Source organism: Porphyrobacter sp. SLTP (assembly GCF_009905735.1).
Lineage (GTDB): Bacteria > Pseudomonadota > Alphaproteobacteria > Sphingomonadales > Sphingomonadaceae > Erythrobacter.
The window spans coordinates 199739-221194 of record NZ_JAAALE010000005.1; the positions used below are offsets into that span (position 1 = coordinate 199739).

Sequence of the window (21456 nt, forward strand, 5' to 3'; positions counted from 1 at the left end):
GCCTTCGGCTCGCAATGACGAGGGAAATGCAAATCACTCCGCCGCGACGCTTTCCGCCTCGTGGCGCTCGGCCTCAAGCCGTTTGAGCGCAGCGGCGTAGTCGCGCGGCATCACCTTGACGAACCGGCCCAGCGCCGCGTCCCAATCGGCCAGCAGCGCGCCCGCAAGCTTGCTGCCGGTGTGGAGCTGGTGGCGTTCGACCAGAATACGCAGCCGCTCGGCATCGTGACGCAGCATATCGCCCATGCCGAAGTCGTTGACCGAGCGCGGACGCTGCGAGGGGCGTCCGGTGCCTTCCTCGGCATCCGGCCCGGCTGCGATCGGCAGCAGATCGACCTGCGCATGGTTGACCAGATCCTTGAACGCGCCCTCGGGGTCATAGACATAGGCGACCCCGCCGCTCATCCCGGCTGCGAAGTTGCGCCCGGTCTTGCCAAGCACGACCACAACGCCGCCGGTCATGTATTCGCAGCCGTGATCCCCGGTGCCTTCGACCACCGCAATGGCGCCCGAGTTGCGCACGGCAAACCGCTCGCCCGCGACACCGTTGAAATAGGCCTCGCCCGCGATGGCGCCGTACATCACCGTGTTGCCGACGATGATGTTGTCCTGCGCATTGCGCGGGGCTTCGGCGGGCTGGCGCACGATGATGCGCCCGCCGGACAGGCCCTTGCCGACATAGTCATTGGCATCGCCGACCAGATCAAGCGTCACGCCGTGGGCCAGCCACGCGCCGAAGCTCTGCCCGGCCACGCCCGTCAGGTTGATGCGGATCGTGTCAGTCGGCAGGCCTTCGTGCCCATGCGCCTTGGCGACCTCGCCCGAGAGCATTGCGCCAACCGTGCGGTTCACGTTGCGCACGTTGTAGGTGAGTTGCACCGGCGCCTTGGTGTCGATGGCAGAGCGGCAATCGGCGATCAGCTGATTGTCGAGCGCGCCTTCGAGCCCATGATCCTGCGTGCCGCGCTGGCGCAGCGAGGCACCTTCCTTGATTTCCACCTGATGCAGGATACGCGCAAGGTCGATCCCCCGCGCCTTCCAGTGGCGCTCCATCCGGCGGGTGTCGAGCAAGTCGACCCGGCCCACCATCTCGGCGACGGTGCGGATGCCCATCTCGGCCATGATCTGGCGCAATTCCTCGGCGACGAAGAACATGTAGTTGACCACGTGCTCCGGCTGGCCGGTGAAGCGCGCGCGCAGGACCGGGTCTTGCGTCGCGACGCCGACAGGGCAGGTGTTGAGGTGGCACTTGCGCATCATGATGCACCCGGCCGCGATCAGCGGGGCGGTGGCAAAGCCGAACTCGTCCGCGCCGAGCAGCGCGCCGATGGCAACATCGCGCCCGGTGCGCAGACCGCCATCGACCTGCACAGCAATGCGCTCGCGAAGGTCATTGAGCAGCAGCGTCTGCTGGGTTTCGGCAAGGCCAATCTCCCACGGCGATCCCGCGTGGGTCAGAGAGGTCAGCGGCGAAGCGCCCGTCCCGCCGTCATAGCCCGCGATGGTGACGTGATCGGCGCGCGCCTTGGACACGCCCGCGGCAACCGTGCCGACGCCCACTTCGGACACCAGCTTCACGGAGATTCGCGCGACGGGGTTCACGTTCTTGAGATCGTGGATCAGCTGCGCGAGGTCTTCGATCGAATAGATGTCATGGTGCGGCGGCGGCGAGATGAGGCCCACGCCCGGAGTCGAGTGCCGCACCGCGCCGATGCGCTTGTCGACCTTGTGGCCAGGCAGCTGGCCGCCTTCGCCGGGCTTGGCACCCTGCGCCATCTTGATCTGGATATCGTCGGAATTGACGAGATATTCGGTGGTCACGCCAAACCGGCCCGAGGCAACCTGCTTGATGCGGCTGCGCATCGAGTCCCCGTTCGGCATTGGCTTAAACCGGAACGGCTCCTCGCCGCCCTCACCCGTGTTCGAACGCCCGCCGATTCGGTTCATCGCAATCGCCATGGTCGAGTGCGCTTCGTGGCTGATCGAGCCGAGGCTCATCGCGCCGGTCGAGAAGCGCTTCACGATTTCCGCCGCCGGTTCCACCTCGTCGAGCGGGATCGGGGTATCGGCCTTCTTGAATTCGAGCAGGCCGCGGATCGTCAGCAGCCGTTCGGACTGCTCGTTGATCGACTTGGCGAATTCCTCGTAGTTCTTGGGATCATTGCCGCGCACCGCGTGCTGCAATTGCGCGACGTTCTGCGGCGTCCAGGCGTGTTCCTCGCCGCGCAGGCGGTACTGGTAGATGCCGCCGACATCGAGCATCCCGTCATAGAGCGGGTTGTCGCCATAGGCCTGCCCGTGGCGGCGCAGCGCTTCCTCGGCGACTTCGGCAAGGCCGATGCCTTCGATGGTGGTGGCGGTGCCGGTGAAGTACTTTTCGACAAAGGCCGTCGACAGGCCCACCGCGTCGAAAATCTGCGCGCCGCAGTACGACTGGTAGGTCGAAATGCCCATCTTGGACATGACCTTGCGGATGCCCTTGCCCACGCCCTTGATGAAGTTCTGCTGCACCTTGTAGGCGGGCAGATCGGCATGGCGCTTGACGCGCAAAGCTTCGATCGTCTCGAACGCGAGATAGGGGTTGATCGCCTCCGCGCCGTAGCCCGCCAGCACGCAGAAGTGATGCACTTCGCGCGCTTCGCCGGTTTCAACGACGAGACCGGTCTGCATCCGCAGGCCCTGCCGCACGAGGTGATGATGCACCGCCGCCGTCGCCAGCAGCGCGGGCATCGGCACGCGGGTTTCGGACTGGCCTCGGTCAGACAGGACAAGGATGTTGTGGTCCTGCAACACCGCTTCGGTCGCAGCCCAGCACATTTCCTTGAGCGCCATTTCAAGGCCTTCGGCCCCGGTGCTGGCATCCCATGTCATGTCGATGGTCGCACAGCGGAACGCGCCGTCGAGCGCTTCTTCGACCGAGCGGATTTTGGCGAGATCCTCATTCGTCAGGATCGGCTGATGCACTTCAAGCCGCTTGTGCGTCCCCGCATCGCGGCCCAGCAGGTTCGGGCGCGGGCCGATCATGCTGGTGAGGCTCATCACCAGTTCTTCGCGGATCGGGTCGATCGGCGGATTGGTGACCTGCGCGAAGTTCTGCTTGAAGTAATCATAGAGCAGCCGCGCGCGGTCGGACAGCACGGCAATCGGCGTGTCGGTGCCCATCGAGCCGATCGGATCGTCACCATCGACGGCCATCGGTTCGAGGAAGCGGGTGATGTCTTCCTGCGTGTAGCCGAACGCCTGCTGGCGTTGCAGCAGGGTGGTTTCCTCGGCAGGGATCGCGGCGAGTTCCGGCACGACATCGGTGATGTCTTCCAGCTTGTACTGCGCCTGCTGGAGCCACTCGGCATAGGGCTCGGCATTGGCGAGTTCGGCCTTGAGCTCGTCATCCTCAATGATGCGGCCCTGTTCGAGGTCGATCAGCAGCATCTTGCCGGGCTGGAGCCGCCACTTGCGTACGATGTCTTCCTCGGCAAACGGCAGCACGCCGCTTTCCGAGGCGAGGCAGACGATATCGTCCTTGGTCACGCAGAACCGCGCCGGGCGCAGGCCGTTGCGGTCCAGCGTCGCGCCGATCTGGCGGCCATCGGTGAAGCACACCGCGGCCGGGCCGTCCCACGGCTCCATCAGCGCAGCGTGATATTCGTAGAAGGCGCGCCGGGCGGGGTCCATCAGCGCATTGCCGGCCCAAGCCTCGGGGATGAGGATCATCATCGCGTGCGCCAGCGAGTATCCGCCCGCGATCAGCAGTTCGAGCGCGTTGTCGAGGCACGCCGTGTCCGATTGCCCGTGCGGGATGATCGGCCACATCTTGTCGAGATCGGGGCCGAGCAGCTCGCTTTCCATCGTGCGGCGGCGGGCGTTCATCCAGTTGACGTTGCCGCGCACCGTGTTGATCTCGCCGTTGTGGGCGATGAACCGGAACGGGTGGGCGAGCCGCCAGCTCGGGAAGGTGTTGGTCGAGAAGCGCTGGTGGACGAGGCCCAGCGCCGAGACGCAGGCCGGGTCGCGCAGATCGTCGTAGAAGCTGCCCACCTGCGTCGCCAGCAGCAGACCCTTGTAGACGATGGTGCGGGTCGAAAAGCTCGGGATATAGGTTTCGGTCACGCCCGGCAGGCCGTGCTTTTCAGCGAGCTGCGCCAGCGGGTTCTGCACCTGCTTGCGGATGGTGAGCAGCTTGCGCTCGAAGGCGTCCTGATCGGCGCAGATTGCCCCGCGCGCGATCACCGCCATCTCGATCACCGGCATCGAGGCGATCACCGCCGCGCCGAGGCCATCCATGGTGGTCGGCACTTCGCGCCAGCCGATGAAGCGCTGGCCTTCCTTGGCGGTGAAGGCCTCCATCCGCGCCTTGACGAAATCGCGCGCGGCATCGTCCTGCGGGAGGAAGCACATGGCGACGCCATAGTCACCGGGGGCGGGCAGTTCGTGACCATGGGCGTCGGCCCAGCCGCGAATCAGCGGATCGGGAATCTGGATCAGGATGCCTGCGCCATCGCCCAGCAACGGATCGGAACCCACCGCGCCGCGGTGATCCAACCGGTCGAGAATGTCCAAGGCCTGCGCAACGATTGCGTGGCTTTTTTCGCCCTTGATATGCGCAACCATACCGACGCCGCAGGCGTCATGTTCGTTGGCGGGGTCATAGAGACCCTGGGAGGAAGGGTATCCCATGGCAAAAGTCCGATCTGTCAGATGCCGACAGGCGCGAACTCTGCGGCAGACTGGCTCACGCAGGGAACACGCCTCTTGGCAGGTCTATCGGGCGCGCCCAGCCCCTCTCAGGGTTGCTCTTGCCCGTTTTCGGCCCCCTCATGCCGACAGGAAGCGGGTTTGGCAATGGGGTTGCGCGAAGTAATATTTCTCGCAGACCTATTCAGACTATCGTTAGATTGCGCATGATGCACGCCCAGCCGGGTTTGGTTGCAGCTTTTGCGCCAGTATTCTGGCTCAGCCCACTCCGCCGCCGGCTTTGCGCGGTGTCTGAAGCTGAGCCAAAGCCGCCCGCAGCGGTTCCTTGGCCGCATCGCCCGTGCTTTCCCCGCTGAGGGCGGCGAGCGCCTTCAACGCCTCGGCGAGCGCCGCTTCGCGCGCGGCGAGATCGGCGGCGGTCAGCGCGCGCGTCGGCGGGCTGGTGCGGTGTTCGTGGAGCGCGCCAGCAAAGCGTTCGACCATTTCGGCCATGCTCAACTCGCTTGTCGGGACAGCGCGCAGACGGGCGAGCGCAGCGGTGCCGGGGTCGGGCAGCGGCGCGGTCTGGCGCAGCGCGGTGACGGGAGTGTCGATGACGGGTTCGTCGGCAACCGGCTCGGCCACAGGTTCGACGACCGGCAGCGGCTCGGGTGCGGGCTCAGGTTCTGGTGCGCTTTGAGCGACGGGCTCTGCCACATCTTCCACCCACACCGCATTGCGACCGGGCAGTTCGGCAAATTCGGCCAGATTAAGCTCCCGCGGGACGGTCTGCGGCTCAGGCTCAAGTTCCGGCATGTCCTCGTCGCGCCAAGCCGGCGTGGCGAAGGGCGTTGTCTCAATCGGATCATCAAGGCTGCTGCTGCCAAGATCGCGCAACGGGTCGATCGGGCGGACCGCGCGCTTTGCAACGGATGGCTCTCCGACGCGGCGGCGGGCACGGAGGCTTGCGCCTGCGGCAATCGCGAACAATCCACCGCCCAGCACAAGCGCCGCAATGGCAGCCACAATCGGCTGAAGCGGCAGGCCCGACGCGCCAATCATCGTCCCGCCCAGCGCCTGTTCGATCAACGCGGACGGAAGGACCATAACCGTCAAACCGGCCAGCATCGTGCCCCAGAGCCCGAGAATGGGCGCAAAAGCCCGGTGCGCCACAAGCGATCCCACTGTGCGTCCGGTTGCCTTGCGCGGCGCGCGCTCTTTCGGTTGACCCTGCTGCCCGAACTTCATTGTCACGTCATCCTGCCTTGGCGGCCATGCGCCCCGCAGCGCCGCTCTGGTTCTGGGCTACCAACAGATGGTAAACAGACAGATAATCACGGGCATTGGCAGCCCAGTCATGGCGGGTGCGCACATGGCAAACAGCGCGGTCCTTCATTGCCTCCCAGCCATCGCGCGCATCAAGCAACCGGGCGAGCGCGGCGGCGCAGGCGGCCGGATCATCGGGCGCAAACAGCGTGCCGGTTTCGCCATCGGTGATGAGCTCGCGGTGCCCGCCCACGCTCGACGCGGCGACCAGACGGCGCTGCGCCATCGCTTCCAGTGGCTTCAGAGGCGTGACAAGATCGGTCAGGCGCTGCGCCTTGCGCGGATAGGCGAGCACATCGACCAGCGAATAGTAGCGCTCAACCGCAGCGTGCGGCACGCGGCCAGTGAAGATCACCGCCTCGGGCTCGGGCAGCTTCGCCGCCGCAGCGCGCCAGCTTTCGTCCATCGGCCCGGCGCCCACCAGCAGCAGCCGCGAATCGGGGTGCGAACGGCGCAGCAGCGGCATGGCGGCGATCAGATCATCCACGCCCTCATAGGCATAGAAACTGCCGATATAGCCGATCACCGGCGCGCCATCGGCAATCCCGAGTTCGGCCGCCAGCGCGCCATCACGCGGGGGCGGGTCGCCGAATAGGTCAAGATCGACCCCGTTGCGCATCACATGAATCCGGCTGTCGGGAATGCCGCGCTCGGCCAGATCCTGCCGCAACCCCTCGCAGATCGTGAACAGCGCGTCGGCCGCCTTGGCGACCTGCGTTTCGAGCGCACGGGTCAGGCGATATTTGATGCTGCCTTCAGTGCCGGTGAGATTGCCCACCGCCGCGTCCTCCCAGAAGGCGCGGATTTCATAGACGAAGGGAATGCCAAGCGCCCGCGCCGCCCGCTGCGCCGCTGCGCCGCACAGCGCGGGCGAATGGGCGTGGATGATGTCAGGTCGCCATTCATCGGCCAGCGCGATGATCGACGCGGTGAGCGCTTCGATCTCGCCCATCTCGCGCAAGGGCGGCGGGCCGGACGGCGTGCCGGGGGTGCGGTGGAACGTGAGCCCATCCGCTTCCTCGGGCGAGCCGTTCAGCACGGCCTCCAGGTTATGGCGCTGCCCGGTGATGCCGCGCACTTCCAGCCCCAGCCCCTCCTGCGCTTTCAGGATCGCGCGGGTGCGGAAGGTGTAGCCGCTGTGGAGCGGGAGCGAATGATCGAGCACATGCAGAACGCGGGTCATAGGCGCTCATCTATCGCAGGCGTGCTTAACGCCGCGTCAACTGGCTGGGCGTAAAGCAGCACAAACCCCGGCTGGACATGCCCGACCTATGATCGACTATTTCGCGCTTGCTCTTGGACATGGCCTGCTGGCCATCGCCTTGCTGCGCCTGATGCTGCGCGACGGGTTGGACGCTGATCCGCTGATCGGCGAACTCAAGGCCGAGACCGAGGGCAACCGCAAGGCGACCAGCGTTGCGGGACGGAACGCCGCCCGCCGCGCCAAGTTGAACGGACACGACGAAGCCGAGGGTGACCCACCCGCCGATGCTTGACCTCGTCTTCCTCGCCTTCATCGGATACGTGCTGGTGCTCGGCCTCCGGCGCCCGTTCCTGTGGGTGCTGCTCTATGTCTATATCGACATCCTCGCGCCGCAGCGGATCGGCTATTCCGCAATTGCCAGCCTGCCGGTTTCGCTGATCGCCTTTGCTGCGGCGTTCGGCGGCTGGGTCGCGCTCGACCGCAAGGAAGGCGCGCGCTTCACCTTGCGACAGGGATTGCTGGCGCTGCTGCTGGCCTATTGCTTCTGGACGACGGGCCATGCCGATTTCCCGATCGAGGCCGCGACCAAGTGGGACTGGGTGTGGAAGGCGCTGCTGTTTGCGATCTTCCTCCCCCTCACCCTCACCACCCGCGCCCGGATCGAGGGGCTGGCACTGGTGCTGCTGCTGTCGGTCGCGACCATCGTGATCGGCACAGGGATGAAGACCATCCTGGGCGGCGGGGGCTATCAGAACCTCAAGTTCTTCGTGAACGACAATAGCGGCATCTATGAAAGCTCGACGCTAGCGACGGTCGCCATCGGGCTGATCCCGATGCTATGGTGGTTCGTCAAACATGGCACGATCTTCCGTCCGCACTGGCTGGTGACGGGCTTCGCCGTAGCGCTGACCTTTGCTGCCCTGCTTGTCCCCATCGGCACCGAAGCGCGCACCGGCCTGCTGTGCATCGCGGCGCTCGGCGGGCTGATGCTGCGGTACACCAAGCAGCGCTTCCTGTTCATTGCCGGTGCTGGCGTGCTGGGGCTGACCGCCCTGCCCTTCCTCCCGCAATCCTATTACGAGCGCATGGCGACGCTTGCGCAACCGAGCGGCGATGAAAGCGCATCGACCCGCATTGCGGTGTGGGAGTGGACCATCGATTATGTCGCGCAGAAACCGCTGGGCGGCGGGTTCGATGCCTTTCGTGGCAACAAGTTCAACTATGTGATGCCGGTCAAGCAAACTGACCGGAACACCACCACGGTGACCTATCAGCCGGTCGAGGACAAGGGCCGCGCCTATCACTCCTCGTTCTTCGAGATGCTGGGGGAACAGGGCTGGCCGGGCCTGATCATCTGGCTTGCGCTCCACCTGATCGGGCTGTGGCAGATGGAGCGTATCCAGCGCCGCTGGAAGAATGCCGAGGCTGAGGCCGAACGCTGGATTGCGCCGCTGGCGGCCGCCTTGCAAATGGGGGCGCTGATCTATCTGGTCGGCGCGACCTTCCAGGGGATCGCCTATCAGCCGGTGATGCTGATGCTGGTCGGCCTTCAGATCGGGCTCAACACCTATTGCGCGCGGATCGATTCGGCCCGCGGGTTGCTGGAGCGCAGCGCGTTGCGCAAGCAGGCCATCGCAGCCAAGATGGGCGGTGCCGTAGCGGCATAGATCAGAGCGTTGCGCTCCCCCTTGTGTTGCGCCATGAAGCCGCCCACGGACAAGCACGGCGGGCACGGGATCTCGCCGGCACAATGTGAGGAGGAGCTCCCATGAACCCGCAGGAATTGGCCGCCAAGGTCGGCGAAGTTATCGGCACCAGCGAATGGGCCGAAATGAGCCAGGAACGCATCAACCAGTTCGCCGAGGCGACCGGTGATCACCAGTTCATCCACGTCAACGAAGAGATGGCCAAGATGACGCCGTTCGGCGGCACGATTGCCCACGGCTTCCTGACCTTGTCGATGATCCCCTATCTCGGCGCCCAGGGCGGTGCCCCGCGCATCGACGGCGTGAAGATGGGCGTGAACTACGGCGGCAACAAGACGCGCTTCATCGCGCCGGTCCGCGCGGGCAAGCGCATCCGCGGCATCTGGAAGCTGACCGAAATGGTCGAAAAGCGCCCCGGCCAGTGGCAGCAGACCTGCGAGATCACCATCGAGATCGAAGGCGAGGAAAAGCCCGCCCTGATCTGCGAATGGATCACGCAATACTTCGTGTGATTTAGCACCCATCGTCATCCCGGCGAAGGCCGGGACCCAGAGCTGCAAGCTCAGCCCTCACCGTCACTGGGTCCCCGCCTTCGCCGGGATGACGGTTGGGGCTTAGGATAAAGGATACCCCCAACATGGCACGTGACGCCGTAATCGTCTCCACCGCCCGCACGCCGATTGGCCGTGCATACAAGGGCGCCTTTAACGCCACCCCCGGCGCCACCCTCGGCGCGCTCAGCCTTGCCCCCGCGATTGAACGCGCCGGGATCGAAGCGGGTGCGATTGACGATGTGGTGTGGGGCGCGGTCCTCACCCAGGGCACGCAGGCCGGCAACATCGCCCGTCAGGTCGCCCTGCGCGCCGGTTGCCCGGTCGGCGTCAGCGGCCAGACCATTGATCGCCAGTGCTCGTCTGGCCTGATGGCGATTTCGACCGCAGCCAAGCAGATCATCGTCGACAATATGGATATCGTCGTCGGCGGCGGTCAGGACTCCATCTCGATGGTGCAGACCCCCGAAATGCGCGTGGCGATGGACAAGTCGCTGCTCGCCATGCACGGCAACGTCTACATGCCGATGCTGCAAACGGCTGAAACCGTGGCCAAGCGTTACAACATCAGCCGCGATGCGCAGGACGAATACGCCTACCAGTCGCAGATGCGCACCGCCGCCGCGCAGGCCGCAGGCAAGTTCGATGCTGAAATCGTCCCCGTCACCACCACCATGAACGTGATGGACAAGGAGACGAAGGAAGTCAGCCAGCGCGAATTCACGCTGACCAAGGACGAAGGCAACCGTCCCGAAACCACGCTCGAAGGCCTGCAAAGCCTCCAGCCGGTGATGGGCCCGGGCATGAACATCACCGCTGGCAACGCCTCGCAGCTGTCGGACGGTTCCTCGGCATCCGTGCTGATGGAAGCCAAGCTCGCGGAGCAGAAGGGCCTTGAGCCGCTCGGCCGCTATGTCGGCATGGCGGTGGCGGGCACCGAGCCGGACGAGATGGGCATCGGCCCGGTCTTCGCGATCCCCAAGCTGCTGAAGCAGACCGGCCTCAAGATGGACGACATCGGCCTGTGGGAGCTGAACGAAGCCTTCGCGGTGCAGGTGCTCTATTGCCGCGACACGCTTGGCATCGATAACGACATTCTCAACGTCAATGGCGGCTCGATCTCGATCGGCCACCCCTATGGCATGACCGGCGCCCGCTGCACCGGCCACGCGCTGATCGAAGGCAAGCGCCGCGGCGCCAAGTATGTCGTTGTCACGATGTGCGTTGGTGGCGGCATGGGAGCAGCTGGTCTCTTCGAGGTCTTCTAAGCGTTTTCGAGCCGGGTGGCACACCCGGCGGCTCGGAAAACGCGGCATCAGAAACTTGGGGCAGTTGGTCCGATGCGATCGGATCAACTGCCCCTGATCCGGAACAATTCTCCGCGTCGGCACTAGGGCTCCCTGCACAATGGCAAGGAGAATACCATGGCGACCGACGCGGAGATGCGGACCAAATTCTGGAAGTCCCTGAAAAACGACAGGACGATGTTCCTCGGCATGGCCGAGGGCGAAGATGGCCATGCCCGGCCGATGACGGCCCAGCTCGAAGACGAGCTTTATGACGACGGTGAATATCACGGGCCGGTGTGGTTCTTCACCTCGACCGACAATGCGCTGTATCAGATGATCCAGCAGGCCGAACTGGCGAACACCAACCCCCGCGCGATGGCGCATTTCGCTTCAAAGGGCCACGATCTGTGGGCGAGCGTTCAGGGCACACTGACGACGACCCGCGACCGCGCAACCATCGACCGGCTGTGGAACCGCTTTGTCGCGGCCTGGTATGATGGCAAGGATGACCCGAAGATCGCGCTGATCCGGCTCGACGCCGACAAGGCCGAAATCTGGATCGACGCATCCTCGCTGGTGGCGGGGATCAAGATGCTGATCGGGATTGATCCCAAGAAGGATTATGAGGGCAAGGTCGCCGAGGTGCGCCTGTAAGCGCCCGATTTCAGGCAATCACCGCAGCAAAACAAGATCCGGGAGTTGGTGGATCGAACTCTTGGCCCTCTCCCCTTGCGGGAGAGGGTTGGGAGAGGGGTCCGGAGCGAAGCTCCGGCCCTGCCCCCTCTCAACTGCGACTAGGCAGCAAGCTGCCAAGTCTTCGTATCTCTCCCACAGGGGGAGAGATACGCATTGCCATGACAGAGGTCGTTTCCCGAAAGCTTTAGCGCAGCGACACCACGTTATCGGTCGCCTCGCGCTTGCGGGTGCCGTTGAACAGGCTCATCATCGGCTCGTCCTGCACCGTTACGACCTGGGCATTGCCATAGCCGTTGAAGCCGGTCTTCATCGCCGCGCCGTACGCGCCAAGCATCCCGATCTCGATGTAATCACCCGCCTGAATATCCGCCGGGAGCCGGAACGGGCCCTTCATATAATCGGCGTCGTCACAAGTCGGGCCGTAGAAGGCGAAATCCTCGTCTTCCTCGATCAGATCGTCTTCAAGTGCCTTCACTGGGAAGCGCCATGCGACGTGGGCTGCATCGTAGAGCGCGCCGTAAGCGCCGTCGTTGATGTAGAGCTCTTCCCCGCGGCGCTTGTTCACCTGCACGATCATCGAGCTGTACTCGGCCGACAGCGCACGGCCGGGTTCGCACCACAGCTCGGCGTTGTAAGCGATCGGCAGGCTTTCGAAGTGCTTGGCGATGATCGCGAAGTAATCTTCCATCGGCGGCGGCTCGAGGCCCGGATAGGCGCTGGGGAAGCCTCCACCCACGTCGATCATGTCGATCACGACCGAAGCCTCGGCGATGGCGGCACGGGTACGGTCCAGCGCCTGCACGAAGGCAAACGGCGTCATCGCCTGGCTGCCGACATGGAAGCAGACGCCCAGCCAGTCGCAATGCTGACGGGCTTCCCGCAGCAAGGCGGGCGCTTCGATCAGATCGCAGCCGAACTTCGACGCGAGGCTCAGCTCCGAATATTCAGACGAGACGCGCAGCCGGACGCACAGGCGCAGATCGCGCGGAGCCTCGCCCGTTTCACGGTTGCGGCAGGCGTCGATGATCTTTTCCAGCTCTTCGACGGTATCGAGGCTGAAGGTCCGCACGCCGTGGTCGAAATAGGCTTCTGCGATTGCCGCCGGGGTCTTCACCGGGTGCATGAAGCACAGCACAGCGTTCGGCAGAATGCCGCGCACCAGCCGCACTTCGGTGATCGAAGCGACGTCGAAGTGAGTCACGCCGGCATCCCAGAGCACGCTGATCAGATCAGCCGCCGGATTGGCCTTCACCGCATAGAGCACCTTGCCCGGAAACTTCTCGACGAAGTAACGAGCGGCGCGCCGCGCGGCGTGCGGGCGGTTGAGAATGACGGGTTCGTCCGGACGGAGGTCGCGAACTACAGCCAGTGCGTCGGGATAAATGTGCAACTCAAGGGACCCCCAAAACGGTTTTTGAAAACCATAAAACGACAAGCTGCCTTGCGGTTTGGAAGTCCCCTTGGGGCAGCGGAAGGGCGCAATTAGGGCTTGGGGGGGATAATGCAAACGAAAAATGCACCCCGGCGGGGTGAAATGTTTCTTTTCGAAGACACCCCACCAAGCACGACCGCAATGTGACGGAAATCCGCCTTTTTTTCGCGTCAGAACCCGATTTTGGGAACCTTATCGACGGTCCCTTGTTCGCTCGCGTCCAGCCGGTGGAAATCGGCTTCGGCGAATCCGAGGCTACTCGCAAACAGCACCGCCGGGAAGGCTTCGCGCGCACCGTTGAATCGTGCGACTGCGGCATTCAGCGCGCGGCGCGCGGCGGCCAGCTTGTCTTCCACATCGGCGAGCTCGCTCTGAAGTGACTGAAAGTTCGCGCTGGCCTTGAGGTCGGGATAGGCCTCCCCCAGCGCCAGCAGATTGTCGAGCGCGCCGCGCAATTGCTGCTCGCTCCCCGAATCCGGCGTGCCAGCGGCTGCCGCATTGCGCGCCGCGATCACGGCTTCCAGCGTCGCCGATTCGTGTCCGGCATAGCCCTTCACCGTCTCGACCAGATTGGGGATCAGATCATGACGTTGGCGCAGCTGCGCGTCGATATCGGCGACGCCCTGGCGCACGCTTTGCCGCAGGCCGACCAGATTGTTGTAGATGCCGATCACCATCAGCGCCCCTACGACAACCACGCCAATCGCCACCAAGCCGATCAAATTCATTGTCATCCCCTTTACCAGACGGCCCCATTTGTGCTGACACAGGTTAAAGAATCGCGCGGGAGAGGCAATGCGCAACGGGATCGACGGCCTGATGCAGAGCGGGCTGGAACAATGGCTCGCCGGACAGGCGGACATGCGCGAGGGCGCGAAGAAGCAGGCGGCGTCGCGCTGGACGTGGGGTGCAGCGATTGCCTTGCCGGTGCTTGCGTTTCTGTGGTTCGGCCCTGCCATCGATGTCGAGCTGCGACTATTCGCCACGCTCGCCGCTGCGGCGCTGATCGCATGGTGGGGTTACCGCCCGATCGATGCCGCCAAGCAGGCGATCAAGATCGGGATCAACTCCGCCATCGCCGCCAGCTTTGGCGTCGCCTATGCCCACGAGGTCGAACCGGGGGCCGAGTTCGAGGCGGCGCGGACCTATGGCCTGGTGCCGAGCTATGACCGGTCAAGCTTTGAAGATCGCTGGTACGGCAGCCTTCAGGGCCATGACTTCAACCTTTATGAAACCCACCTCGAAGAACAGCGCGGATCGGGCAAGAACCGGCGCTGGGTGACAGTGTTTCGCGGGCCGGTGATTCACATGGCGTTCGGCCGCAGCTTCCACTCCACCACCCTGCTCGAACGCGCCGGCAAGCATCGCAAGTGGCTGGGCCTTGGCGGGGCGAGCGATCATGTCAGCTTCGATGGCCACCGGCTGGACCGGGTCGATCAGGTGCACCCGGCGTTTGGTGAAACCTTCGCGCTCTACAGCGACGATCAGGTTGAGGCGCGTGTGCTGGTGCACCCGACCTACATCGAACACCTGCTGCGCCTCGAAAGCGCGTTCGAGGCGCAGGAACTGCGCGCGCTGTTCACCAAGGGCGAGGTGATCATCGCGGTCGAGGCGGACAATATGTTCGAAAGCGGCGCGATGGACGCCAGCGCCGACCGGGCCAACGCCGAACGCGCCCAACGGCAATTCAGCGCAATTTCGGGCCTCGCGCTGGCCATCAACCAGAACGAACGCGGGCGGGTGATCGGCGGCGAGCTTCCGCCCGCGAGCGACTTCAGCTGAGCCGGTCGCGGAAATCGGCGTAGTCGAACCGCTTGATGCAATCGAGCGCGTCGGTTTCGGAATCCCACATCCAGATCGACGGCAGGGCCACACCGTTGAAGGTGTTGGTCTTGACCATCGAATAGTGAGCCTGATCGAGAAACGCGAACCGTGCGCCCGGTTCGGCAGGCACCGGCAGGATGTAATCGCCGATCACGTCGCCTGCGAGGCATGACGGGCCGCCGAGGCGGATCGGGATCATGTCATCATCCGTAATCTCGCCGAGCATCGCCGGGCGATACGGCGCTTCCAGCACGTCGGGCATGTGGCACGTGGCGCTGATGTCGGTGATGCCGACCGGCACTTCGTTGAACATCGTGTCGAGCAGCGTGCCCACCAGAATGCCCGCATCAAGCGCCACCGCCTCACCCGGCTCAAGGATGATCTGGCAGCCGGTATCCTCAGCCGCGTCCTTGAGGAACTCCACCAGTTCCTCGCGCTGGTAATCGGCGCGGGTGATGTGGTGGCCGCCGCCCATGTTGATCCACTTCAATTGCCCGAAGAACGGCTCGATCACGTCGAACACCCGGTCCCACGTCGCTTTGAGCGGTTCGAAATCCTGTTCGCACAGGTTGTGGAAGTGGATGCCCTCCACGCCCTCCATATGCTCTTCGGTCAGCTGGTCGAGCGGAAAGCCGAGGCGCGAGCCGGGGGCGGAGGGATCATACTTGGCGACCTCGCCGGTGGGCACCTGCGGGTTGATCCGCAGGCCGACGCTGACCTTGGCGCCGTTAGCGGCAGCATGCTCAAGGATCAGCCGCGCGCGCTCATGCTGGAAGGGGGAATTGAAGATCACGTGATCGGAGAGGCGGCAAATTTCCTCCAGCTCTTCCGGCTTGAAGGCGGCGGAATAGGTCGCGATTTCGCCATCGTAGAATTCGGACGCGAGCCGGGCTTCCCACAGGCCCGAGGTGGAGACCCCGTCGAGATACTCACCGATGATCGGCGCGGCCGACCACATGCTGAACGCCTTGAGCGCGGCAAACACCTTGATATCCGCGCCGTCAGCCGCCGCCGCATCGCGCACCTCGGCCAGCACCCGGCAATTGGCGCGCAGCTTCGCCGCATCCACGACGAAAGCGGGGCTATCGACACGCGACAGATCGAAATGGGCGAAAGCGCCCGGATCACCGGCTTTGGTTTGCATCAGCCGAGCGGGCTCTTGAAGATCATGAATGCACCTCCTGCAATGAGTGCGAAACCGGCGAGTTGGCTCGGCCCCGGCGTCTGTCCGAACAGCGCCCAAGCCACCAGCACGAAGCCGCCGAGAGATAGGACCTCCTGAATGGTCTTCAACTCGGCCAGCGAATAGGACTGAATGCCAATGCGGTTGGCGGGGACGGCGAGGCAATATTCCAGCAACGCAATCCCCCAAGCCAAACCGATCGCCGCCAGCAGGCCAAGCGAGGGGTGCTTGAGGTGCCAATACCACGCGATGTTCATAACGACCGCCGAGGCGGCGAGCATCGCAATGGGGAGGATGGCCTGGGCTCCGCCCATCAGAACCCAACCGGTCCGGCCATCTCCTCGACCGTCCACGGCAGGCCGTGCGCGTTCAGCATGTCCATGAAGGGATCGGGATCGAGCTGTTCGATGTTGAACACGCCCTCCCCGCGCCAATCGCCGCGCACCATCATCGCCGCGCCGATCATCGCGGGCACGCCGGTGGTGTAGCTGACCGCCTGATTGCCGGTTTCCTCATAGGCCGCTTCATGCGAGCAGATATTCTTGATGTAGAACGTCTTCTCGCCCGAGCCATCCAGCGCTTCGCCCGTGGCGATCACGCCGATATTGGTGTTGCCCTTGGTGGTCTCGCCCAGCGTTTCAGGCTTGGGCAGCACGGCGGCGAGGAATTGCAGCGGGATGATATCCTTGCCTTGATAGCGCACCGGCTCGATCGAGGTCATGCCGACATTCTGGAGCACGGTGAGGTGGGTGATGTACTGATCGCCAAAGGTCATCCAGAACCGCGCGCGCTCAAGTTCGGGGACGAACTTGGCGAGGCTTTCCAGCTCCTCGTGATACATCAGATACATGTTCTTGGGGCCGACCGCTTCGAAGTCGAAGGCCACCTTGTTCGACATGGCGGGGGTTTCCACCCACTCGCCGTTTTCCCAGTGCCGCGCGGGAGCGGTCACTTCGCGGATGTTGATTTCCGGGTTGAAGTTGGTCGCGAAATGCTGGCCGTGATCACCGCCGTTGCAATCGAGGATGTCGAGCTGGCGGATGGTCTTCAGCTTGTGCTTCTTGAGCCACATGGTGAAGACGCTCGTCACGCCCGGATCGAAGCCCGAACCCAGCAGCGCCATCAGGCCGGCATCCTTGTAACGGTCCTGATAGGCCCACTGCCAGTGATACTCGAACTTGGCCTCGTCCTTGGGCTCGTAGTTGGCGGTGTCGAGGTAATCGACGCCCGCTTCCAGGCAGGCGTCCATGATCGGCAGATCCTGATAGGGCAGCGCAAGGTTCACGACGAGGCCCGCGCCCGTCTTGCGGATCAGGTTGACCATCGCCGGGACTTCCTCGGCGTCGATCTCATAGGTGGCGATATCGCGCCCGCAGCGCTCCTTCACACTGGCAGCAATCGCATCGCATTTCGATTTGGTGCGGCTGGCGAGGTGGATTTCGGGGAAGATGTCCGGATTGAACGCCATCTTGTGGACGCAGACCGAGCTGACCCCGCCCGCACCGATGACGAGAACAGTGCTGGACTTAGCTGCCGACATGATAGGAACCTTTCGTAATGCGAATCTTGCGCGCGCCTTAGAGCATTGCTCCGAAAAGTGGGAACCGGTTTTCGGAACGAAGCAATGCGAACGAACTAGGGCAACGCAGCCGAGGGGACAAATGATCCAAGACACTGTCAGAATGCCGACCGCAGACGGCGTGCGCCAAGCGGCTCAAGCCGTCGCTGCAATCCTGCCCCCTACCCCTCTGCTGCCGGTCGACATCGGCGGCGTGAAGGCGTGGGTGAAGGCCGAGGTGCTGCAACCCATCGGCGCTTTCAAGATCAGGGGCGCATGGTGGCGGCTGGTGAGCCTTTCGCCGGAAGAGCGCGCTGCGGGCGTGGTCGCCGTGTCATCGGGCAACCATGCGCAAGGCGTGGCCTGGGCGGCGCGGCGGCTGGGGATGAGCGCGACCATCGTGATGCCGCATGATGCGCCTGAGGTGAAGCTGGCGAACACCAGGGCGCTTGGCGCAGAAGTGGTGCTCTACCGGCGTCCAGGAGAAGATCGCGATGCGGTCGCGGCGCGGCTGATCGAACAGCGAGGCGGCACGCTGGTTCATGCCTTCGGCGATCCGTGGGTGATCGAGGGCCAAGGCAGCGCCGCGATCGAGATCGCCGCCCAGCTGGGCCGCGCGCCTTCGCGGATCGTCGCCTGCTGCGGCGGCGGCGGCCTTGCGGCAGGGCTGGCGTTGGGTGCACCGGACAGCGCGATCCACCCGGTCGAGCCGGTGGGTTGGGACATGGTCGGACAATCGCTCGCCGCCGGAGCCATCGTCCCCGCCGCGCCCGATGCCCCCAAGACGATCTGCGACGCGCTCCAGCCGCTCGCGACCAAGCCGATCAACCTCGCTGTGTTGCAAGGCCGCGCCGAGCCGGGCTTGGCCGTCACTGATGCCGAGGTGCGCGCCGCCCAACGCTTCGCCTTTGCCAACCTCAGACTGGTGGTCGAACCCGGCGGCGCAGCGGCGCTGGCGGCGGTACTTGCGGGCAAGGTGCCGGTGGATGAGGGCACGGTGATCATGCTCACCGGCGGCAATGCCGATCCGGCGGCCTATGCGGCGACTATCGGAGGCACGGACTAGCCTGTGGATAGCGTCACATTGCCGACATTCTTGCGCCATATGACCCCCTCCTGACGTTACGTAAGGACACCCCCTCCCCATGGCGACACAGGCAAAGCGGATCATCGAGGATGCGGTTGTCCGAAAGGACGCAAAGGTTGGCGACAAGCTGCTCGACAAAGCGTTTGCGCTGGCCTTCAAGGGGCTGGTCTACGCCCAGATCTGGGAAGACCCGGTGGTCGATATGGAGGGCCTCGCCATCCAGCCTGACAGCCGCGTGATGTGCATCGCCAGCGGCAGTTGCAACGCGCTGTCCTATCTGACCGCAGGCCCGCAAAGCGTCACCGCCGTCGATCTCAACCATGCGCATGTCGCGCTCGGCCGGCTCAAGATCGCGGCGATCAAGCACCTGCCCAATTACGAGCGGTTCCACCGCTTCTTCGCCCACGCCGATCACAAGGAAAACGCCGCAGTCTACGCAACCATGATCGCACCGCACCTTGATCGGGTCAGCCGCGCCTATTGGGAACAGCGCGACATTCGCGGGCGTCGGCGCATCTCCTATTTCACGCGCGGGATCTACCGGAAGGGTTTGCTCGGCAATTTCATCGGCTTGGCGCATGTCTTCGCCAAGCTGTACAAGATCGATCTCAGCAAGGTGCTCGAAGCGCAAACGCTGGAGGAACAGCGCGAGGTGTTCGAGCGCGAACTCGCTCCGGTGTTCGAAAAGAAGTTCATCCGCTGGCTGACCGATCAGCCCGCCTCGCTGTTTGGCCTCGGCATTCCGCCCGCGCAATTTGAACACCTTGCGGGCGATGAACGCATGGCCGAAGTGCTGCGGCGCCGACTGGAAAAGCTCGCCTGCGATTTCGCGGTGAAGGACAATTATTTCGCGTGGCAGGCGTTCGGACGCGGGTACAGCCGTGAGGCCGATGCGCCGCTGCCGCCCTATCTCCAGCGCGGCAACTGGGAAGCGATGAAGGAGCGGATCGACCGCCTCGAAGTGACCCGCGCCAATATGGTCGACTGGATTGGCGGGCGTGAGGAAGCGAGCATGGACCGCTTTGTGCTGCTCGACGCGCAGGACTGGATGAATAACGCGCAGCTTGATGACCTGTGGGCCAAGATCACCCGCGCCAGCCGCCCCGGCGCGCGGGTGCTGTTCCGCACGGCTGCCGAGCCGAGCCTGCTGCCGGGTCGCCTGAATGACGCGATCCTGTCAAAGTGGCGTTACCTCGACGAAACCTCCGCCGATCTGACCCGCCGGGATCGTTCCTCGATCTATGGCGGCGTGCATGTGTACGAGCTGGCGTGATGGCGAGCGCAGGATCGTCTCACGCCGCGCTGATGGACGAGGTCTATCGCGGGCAGCGGCACATCTATGACCTGACGCGCAAATACTATCTGTTCGGGCGTGACACACTGATTGCGAGGCTGGATGCGCGGCCCGGGATGCGGGTGCTGGAGGTCGCGTGCGGGACGGGGCGCAATCTCGCCAAGGTTGGGAAGGCGTGGCCGGGGGTGCGCTTGTTCGGGCTCGATATCTCGGCCGAAATGCTGAAAAGCGCCTGCGCCGCGCTGGGGACCGAGGCACGGCTGGGCGAAGGCGATGCCTGTGCGTTCGATCCGCAGGAGCTGCTGGGCGAACCGGCGTTTGAACGGATCGTGCTGTCCTATTCGCTGTCGATGATCCCCGACTGGGAAGGCGCGCTGGATCACGCGGCGGGGCAGCTGGCTGATGCGGGCGAGCTGCACGTGGTCGACTTCGGGGACCTTCAGGGTCTGCCAGGCCCCTTCCAGACTCTGCTCAGGAGGTGGCTTGCCCGGTTTCACGTGGAACCGCGCACCACCCTGCCCGCCGTCGCCGCCCGCATTGCCCATGCGCGAGGGCTTCGGCTGGAAAGTCGGCGCGGCCCGCTCGGATATTACCAGCTGCACGTGCTGAGCGCCTGATAGGGGTTCGAATCGCTGGAAAACTTTGGGGTTCGCCCTTGCCTGATGCTGCCGCCTCCCTAATCCCTTGCGGGTGAGCGCACATATCGACATCGGCCAGGATTCAGGGCGGCAAAAGGTCACGATTGACCTTGAGGAACTGCTCGCCACGCGCCTGCTGGTGCAGGGCAATTCGGGCTCGGGCAAGTCGCACCTGCTGCGCCGCTTGCTGGAGGAATGCGCCGGGCAGGTCCAGCAGGTGGTGATCGATCCCGAGGGCGATTTCGTCACACTGGCCGATGCGTTCGGCCATGTGGTGATCGACGGCGCGGCCTATTCCCCGCGCGAGATCGAAGCCTTGGCTGGGCGCGTGCGGCAACACCGGGCCTCGGTGGTGCTGACGCTCGACGAGCTTGAGGTGGAACAGCAGATCCGCTGCGCCGCCCTGTTCCTGACCGCGCTATTCGATGCACCGAGGGAGCATTGGTATCCCGCGCTGGTGGTGGTCGACGAAGCGCAGATGTTCGCTCCTGCCGCCGCAGGCGAAATGAGTGACGACACCCGCCGCCTGACACTGTCTGCCATGACCAACCTGATGTGCCGCGGGCGCAAGCGCGGGCTGGCGGGGATCGTGGCCACCCAGCGCCTTGCCAAGCTGGCGAAGAATGTCGCGGCCGAGGCGAGCAACTTCCTGATGGGTCGCACCTTTCTGGATATCGACATGCAGCGCGCCGCAGACCTGCTCGGCATGGACCGGAGGCAGGCGGAGCGCATCCGCGATCTCCAACGGGGTCAGTTCCTCGGCCTCGGCCCGGCGATCAGCCGTCGTCCGGTGGCGGTCAATGTCGGGCCGGTCCGTACCGGCGGCCGCAGTGGTGGCGGCGGGCTGCTCCCGCTGCCGGAAGCGGATGGCGATGCGATGGAAGCCCTGCTGACCGATCGGCTGGCCGAAGCGGCCAGCGACACGGGCATCCGCCGTCCGCCGCCCCCGCCCCGCCCGGCGGTCGATCTTGAGCAAGCCTTGCGCGCCGTGCCGCCC

Annotated in this window: 18 protein-coding genes; 10 read left to right on the forward strand and 8 right to left on the reverse strand. The window is 64.5% G+C overall.

Features of this window, described 5'->3' with window-relative positions; all coding sequences use genetic code 11:
* Window positions 1-33 precede the first annotated feature (33 nt).
* From gltB to GVM20_RS06315, 3 genes are all read right to left on the reverse strand, one after another.
* Complete coding sequence (gltB, locus tag GVM20_RS06305; protein WP_166546432.1) at window positions 34-4674, reverse strand: glutamate synthase large subunit; 4641 nt, start codon at window positions 4672-4674, stop codon at window positions 34-36.
* A gap of 276 nt (window positions 4675-4950) precedes the next feature.
* The gene (locus GVM20_RS06310; protein ID WP_166546433.1) at window positions 4951-5925 is read right to left on the reverse strand and encodes a hypothetical protein; all 975 of its coding nucleotides are present in this window, start codon (window positions 5923-5925) and stop codon (window positions 4951-4953) included.
* A 1-nt stretch (window position 5926) separates the two neighbouring features.
* Window positions 5927-7180, reverse strand: coding sequence for a TIGR04063 family PEP-CTERM/XrtA system glycosyltransferase (locus GVM20_RS06315; RefSeq protein WP_166546434.1), 1254 nt, complete (start codon window positions 7178-7180; stop codon window positions 5927-5929).
* Window positions 7181-7268: 88 nt separating this feature from the next.
* Between GVM20_RS06315 and GVM20_RS06320 the strand changes: the two genes are divergently transcribed.
* The 5 genes from GVM20_RS06320 (at window position 7269) to GVM20_RS06340 (ending at window position 11401) form a co-directional block, all read left to right on the forward strand.
* The gene (locus GVM20_RS06320; protein ID WP_166546435.1) at window positions 7269-7493 is read left to right on the forward strand and encodes a hypothetical protein; all 225 of its coding nucleotides are present in this window, start codon (window positions 7269-7271) and stop codon (window positions 7491-7493) included.
* Window positions 7486-8868: a DUF5935 domain-containing protein gene (locus GVM20_RS06325; protein ID WP_166546436.1), complete on the forward strand. Its 1383-nt coding sequence runs from the start codon at window positions 7486-7488 to the stop codon at window positions 8866-8868. Before GVM20_RS06320 ends, GVM20_RS06325 begins: the two co-directional genes overlap by 8 nt.
* 101 nt (window positions 8869-8969) lie before the next feature.
* Complete coding sequence (locus tag GVM20_RS06330; RefSeq protein ID WP_166546437.1) at window positions 8970-9419, forward strand: MaoC family dehydratase; 450 nt, start codon at window positions 8970-8972, stop codon at window positions 9417-9419.
* A 125-nt stretch (window positions 9420-9544) separates the two neighbouring features.
* On the forward strand, window positions 9545-10726 hold the full coding sequence (locus tag GVM20_RS06335; RefSeq protein ID WP_166546438.1) for an acetyl-CoA C-acyltransferase: 1182 nt from the start codon (window positions 9545-9547) through the stop codon (window positions 10724-10726).
* A 156-nt stretch (window positions 10727-10882) separates the two neighbouring features.
* Window positions 10883-11401 (forward strand): pyridoxamine 5'-phosphate oxidase family protein, encoded by a 519-nt coding sequence (locus GVM20_RS06340; RefSeq protein WP_166546439.1) that lies wholly within the window; start codon window positions 10883-10885, stop codon window positions 11399-11401.
* Window positions 11402-11627: 226 nt separating this feature from the next.
* Here the strand turns inward: GVM20_RS06340 and GVM20_RS06345 are convergent, their stop codons facing one another.
* Together GVM20_RS06345 and GVM20_RS06350 are read right to left on the reverse strand one after the other, a co-directional pair.
* Window positions 11628-12833, reverse strand: a complete 1206-nt coding sequence (locus GVM20_RS06345; RefSeq protein WP_166546440.1) for a type III PLP-dependent enzyme domain-containing protein — start codon at window positions 12831-12833, stop codon at window positions 11628-11630.
* A 212-nt stretch (window positions 12834-13045) separates the two neighbouring features.
* Window positions 13046-13603 carry a LemA family protein gene (locus tag GVM20_RS06350; protein WP_166546441.1) on the reverse strand — a complete coding sequence of 186 codons (558 nt, stop codon included), beginning with the start codon at window positions 13601-13603 and terminating at the stop codon, window positions 13046-13048.
* Window positions 13604-13670: 67 nt separating this feature from the next.
* Here GVM20_RS06350 and GVM20_RS06355 point away from each other — a divergent pair, with 67 nt between their 5' ends.
* Entirely contained in the window at window positions 13671-14657 is a 987-nt protein-coding gene (locus tag GVM20_RS06355; RefSeq protein WP_166546442.1) for a DUF3137 domain-containing protein, read from the forward strand.
* Here GVM20_RS06355 and GVM20_RS06360 read toward each other — a convergent pair.
* Genes GVM20_RS06360 through GVM20_RS06370 form a run of 3 tightly spaced genes read right to left on the reverse strand, consistent with a single transcriptional unit; the run spans window position 14650 to window position 17422 of the window.
* The gene (locus GVM20_RS06360; RefSeq protein ID WP_166546443.1) at window positions 14650-15843 is read right to left on the reverse strand and encodes a carboxynorspermidine decarboxylase; all 1194 of its coding nucleotides are present in this window, start codon (window positions 15841-15843) and stop codon (window positions 14650-14652) included. The genes GVM20_RS06355 and GVM20_RS06360 overlap by 8 nt on opposite strands.
* On the reverse strand, window positions 15843-16196 hold the full coding sequence (locus GVM20_RS06365) for a DMT family protein (protein WP_166546444.1): 354 nt from the start codon (window positions 16194-16196) through the stop codon (window positions 15843-15845). Before GVM20_RS06365 ends, GVM20_RS06360 begins: the two co-directional genes overlap by 1 nt.
* Window positions 16196-17422, reverse strand: coding sequence for a saccharopine dehydrogenase family protein (locus tag GVM20_RS06370; RefSeq protein ID WP_166546445.1), 1227 nt, complete (start codon window positions 17420-17422; stop codon window positions 16196-16198). Before GVM20_RS06370 ends, GVM20_RS06365 begins: the two co-directional genes overlap by 1 nt.
* Before the next feature lie 121 nt (window positions 17423-17543).
* On the opposite strand from GVM20_RS06370, the gene GVM20_RS06375 reads away from it, so the two are divergent.
* From GVM20_RS06375 to GVM20_RS06390, 4 genes are all read left to right on the forward strand, one after another.
* A complete protein-coding gene (locus GVM20_RS06375) occupies window positions 17544-18506 on the forward strand; it encodes a threonine ammonia-lyase (RefSeq protein WP_166546446.1) in 963 nt (320 codons plus the stop codon).
* A 79-nt stretch (window positions 18507-18585) separates the two neighbouring features.
* Window positions 18586-19800, forward strand: coding sequence for a BtaA family protein (locus GVM20_RS06380; RefSeq protein ID WP_166546447.1), 1215 nt, complete (start codon window positions 18586-18588; stop codon window positions 19798-19800).
* Window positions 19800-20438 carry a class I SAM-dependent methyltransferase gene (locus GVM20_RS06385; protein WP_166546448.1) on the forward strand — a complete coding sequence of 213 codons (639 nt, stop codon included), beginning with the start codon at window positions 19800-19802 and terminating at the stop codon, window positions 20436-20438. Before GVM20_RS06380 ends, GVM20_RS06385 begins: the two co-directional genes overlap by 1 nt.
* A 73-nt stretch (window positions 20439-20511) precedes the next feature.
* Window positions 20512-21456: helicase HerA domain-containing protein (locus tag GVM20_RS06390; protein ID WP_166546449.1), on the forward strand; the 945-nt coding region annotated here is incomplete at its 3' end.

Excerpts from the sequence above, each read along its gene's own strand:
- GVM20_RS06385 (WP_166546448.1), top strand. The coding sequence starts at position 19,800 with ATGGCGAGCGCAGGATCGTCTCACGCCGCGCTGATGGACGAGGTCTAT.
- GVM20_RS06330 (WP_166546437.1), top strand. The coding sequence starts at position 8,970 with ATGAACCCGCAGGAATTGGCCGCCAAGGTCGGCGAAGTTATCGGCACC.
- gltB (WP_166546432.1), bottom strand. The coding sequence starts at position 4,674 with ATGGGATACCCTTCCTCCCAGGGTCTCTATGACCCCGCCAACGAACAT.
- GVM20_RS06315 (WP_166546434.1), bottom strand. The coding sequence starts at position 7,180 with ATGACCCGCGTTCTGCATGTGCTCGATCATTCGCTCCCGCTCCACAGC.
- GVM20_RS06355 (WP_166546442.1), top strand. The coding sequence starts at position 13,671 with ATGCGCAACGGGATCGACGGCCTGATGCAGAGCGGGCTGGAACAATGG.
- GVM20_RS06380 (WP_166546447.1), top strand. The coding sequence starts at position 18,586 with ATGGCGACACAGGCAAAGCGGATCATCGAGGATGCGGTTGTCCGAAAG.
- GVM20_RS06335 (WP_166546438.1), top strand. The coding sequence starts at position 9,545 with ATGGCACGTGACGCCGTAATCGTCTCCACCGCCCGCACGCCGATTGGC.
- GVM20_RS06350 (WP_166546441.1), bottom strand. The coding sequence starts at position 13,603 with ATGAATTTGATCGGCTTGGTGGCGATTGGCGTGGTTGTCGTAGGGGCG.
- GVM20_RS06320 (WP_166546435.1), top strand. The coding sequence starts at position 7,269 with ATGATCGACTATTTCGCGCTTGCTCTTGGACATGGCCTGCTGGCCATC.
- GVM20_RS06360 (WP_166546443.1), bottom strand. The coding sequence starts at position 15,843 with ATGCAAACCAAAGCCGGTGATCCGGGCGCTTTCGCCCATTTCGATCTG.
- GVM20_RS06325 (WP_166546436.1), top strand. The coding sequence starts at position 7,486 with ATGCTTGACCTCGTCTTCCTCGCCTTCATCGGATACGTGCTGGTGCTC.
- GVM20_RS06370 (WP_166546445.1), bottom strand. The coding sequence starts at position 17,422 with ATGTCGGCAGCTAAGTCCAGCACTGTTCTCGTCATCGGTGCGGGCGGG.
- GVM20_RS06340 (WP_166546439.1), top strand. The coding sequence starts at position 10,883 with ATGGCGACCGACGCGGAGATGCGGACCAAATTCTGGAAGTCCCTGAAA.
- GVM20_RS06375 (WP_166546446.1), top strand. The coding sequence starts at position 17,544 with ATGATCCAAGACACTGTCAGAATGCCGACCGCAGACGGCGTGCGCCAA.
- GVM20_RS06365 (WP_166546444.1), bottom strand. The coding sequence starts at position 16,196 with ATGGGCGGAGCCCAGGCCATCCTCCCCATTGCGATGCTCGCCGCCTCG.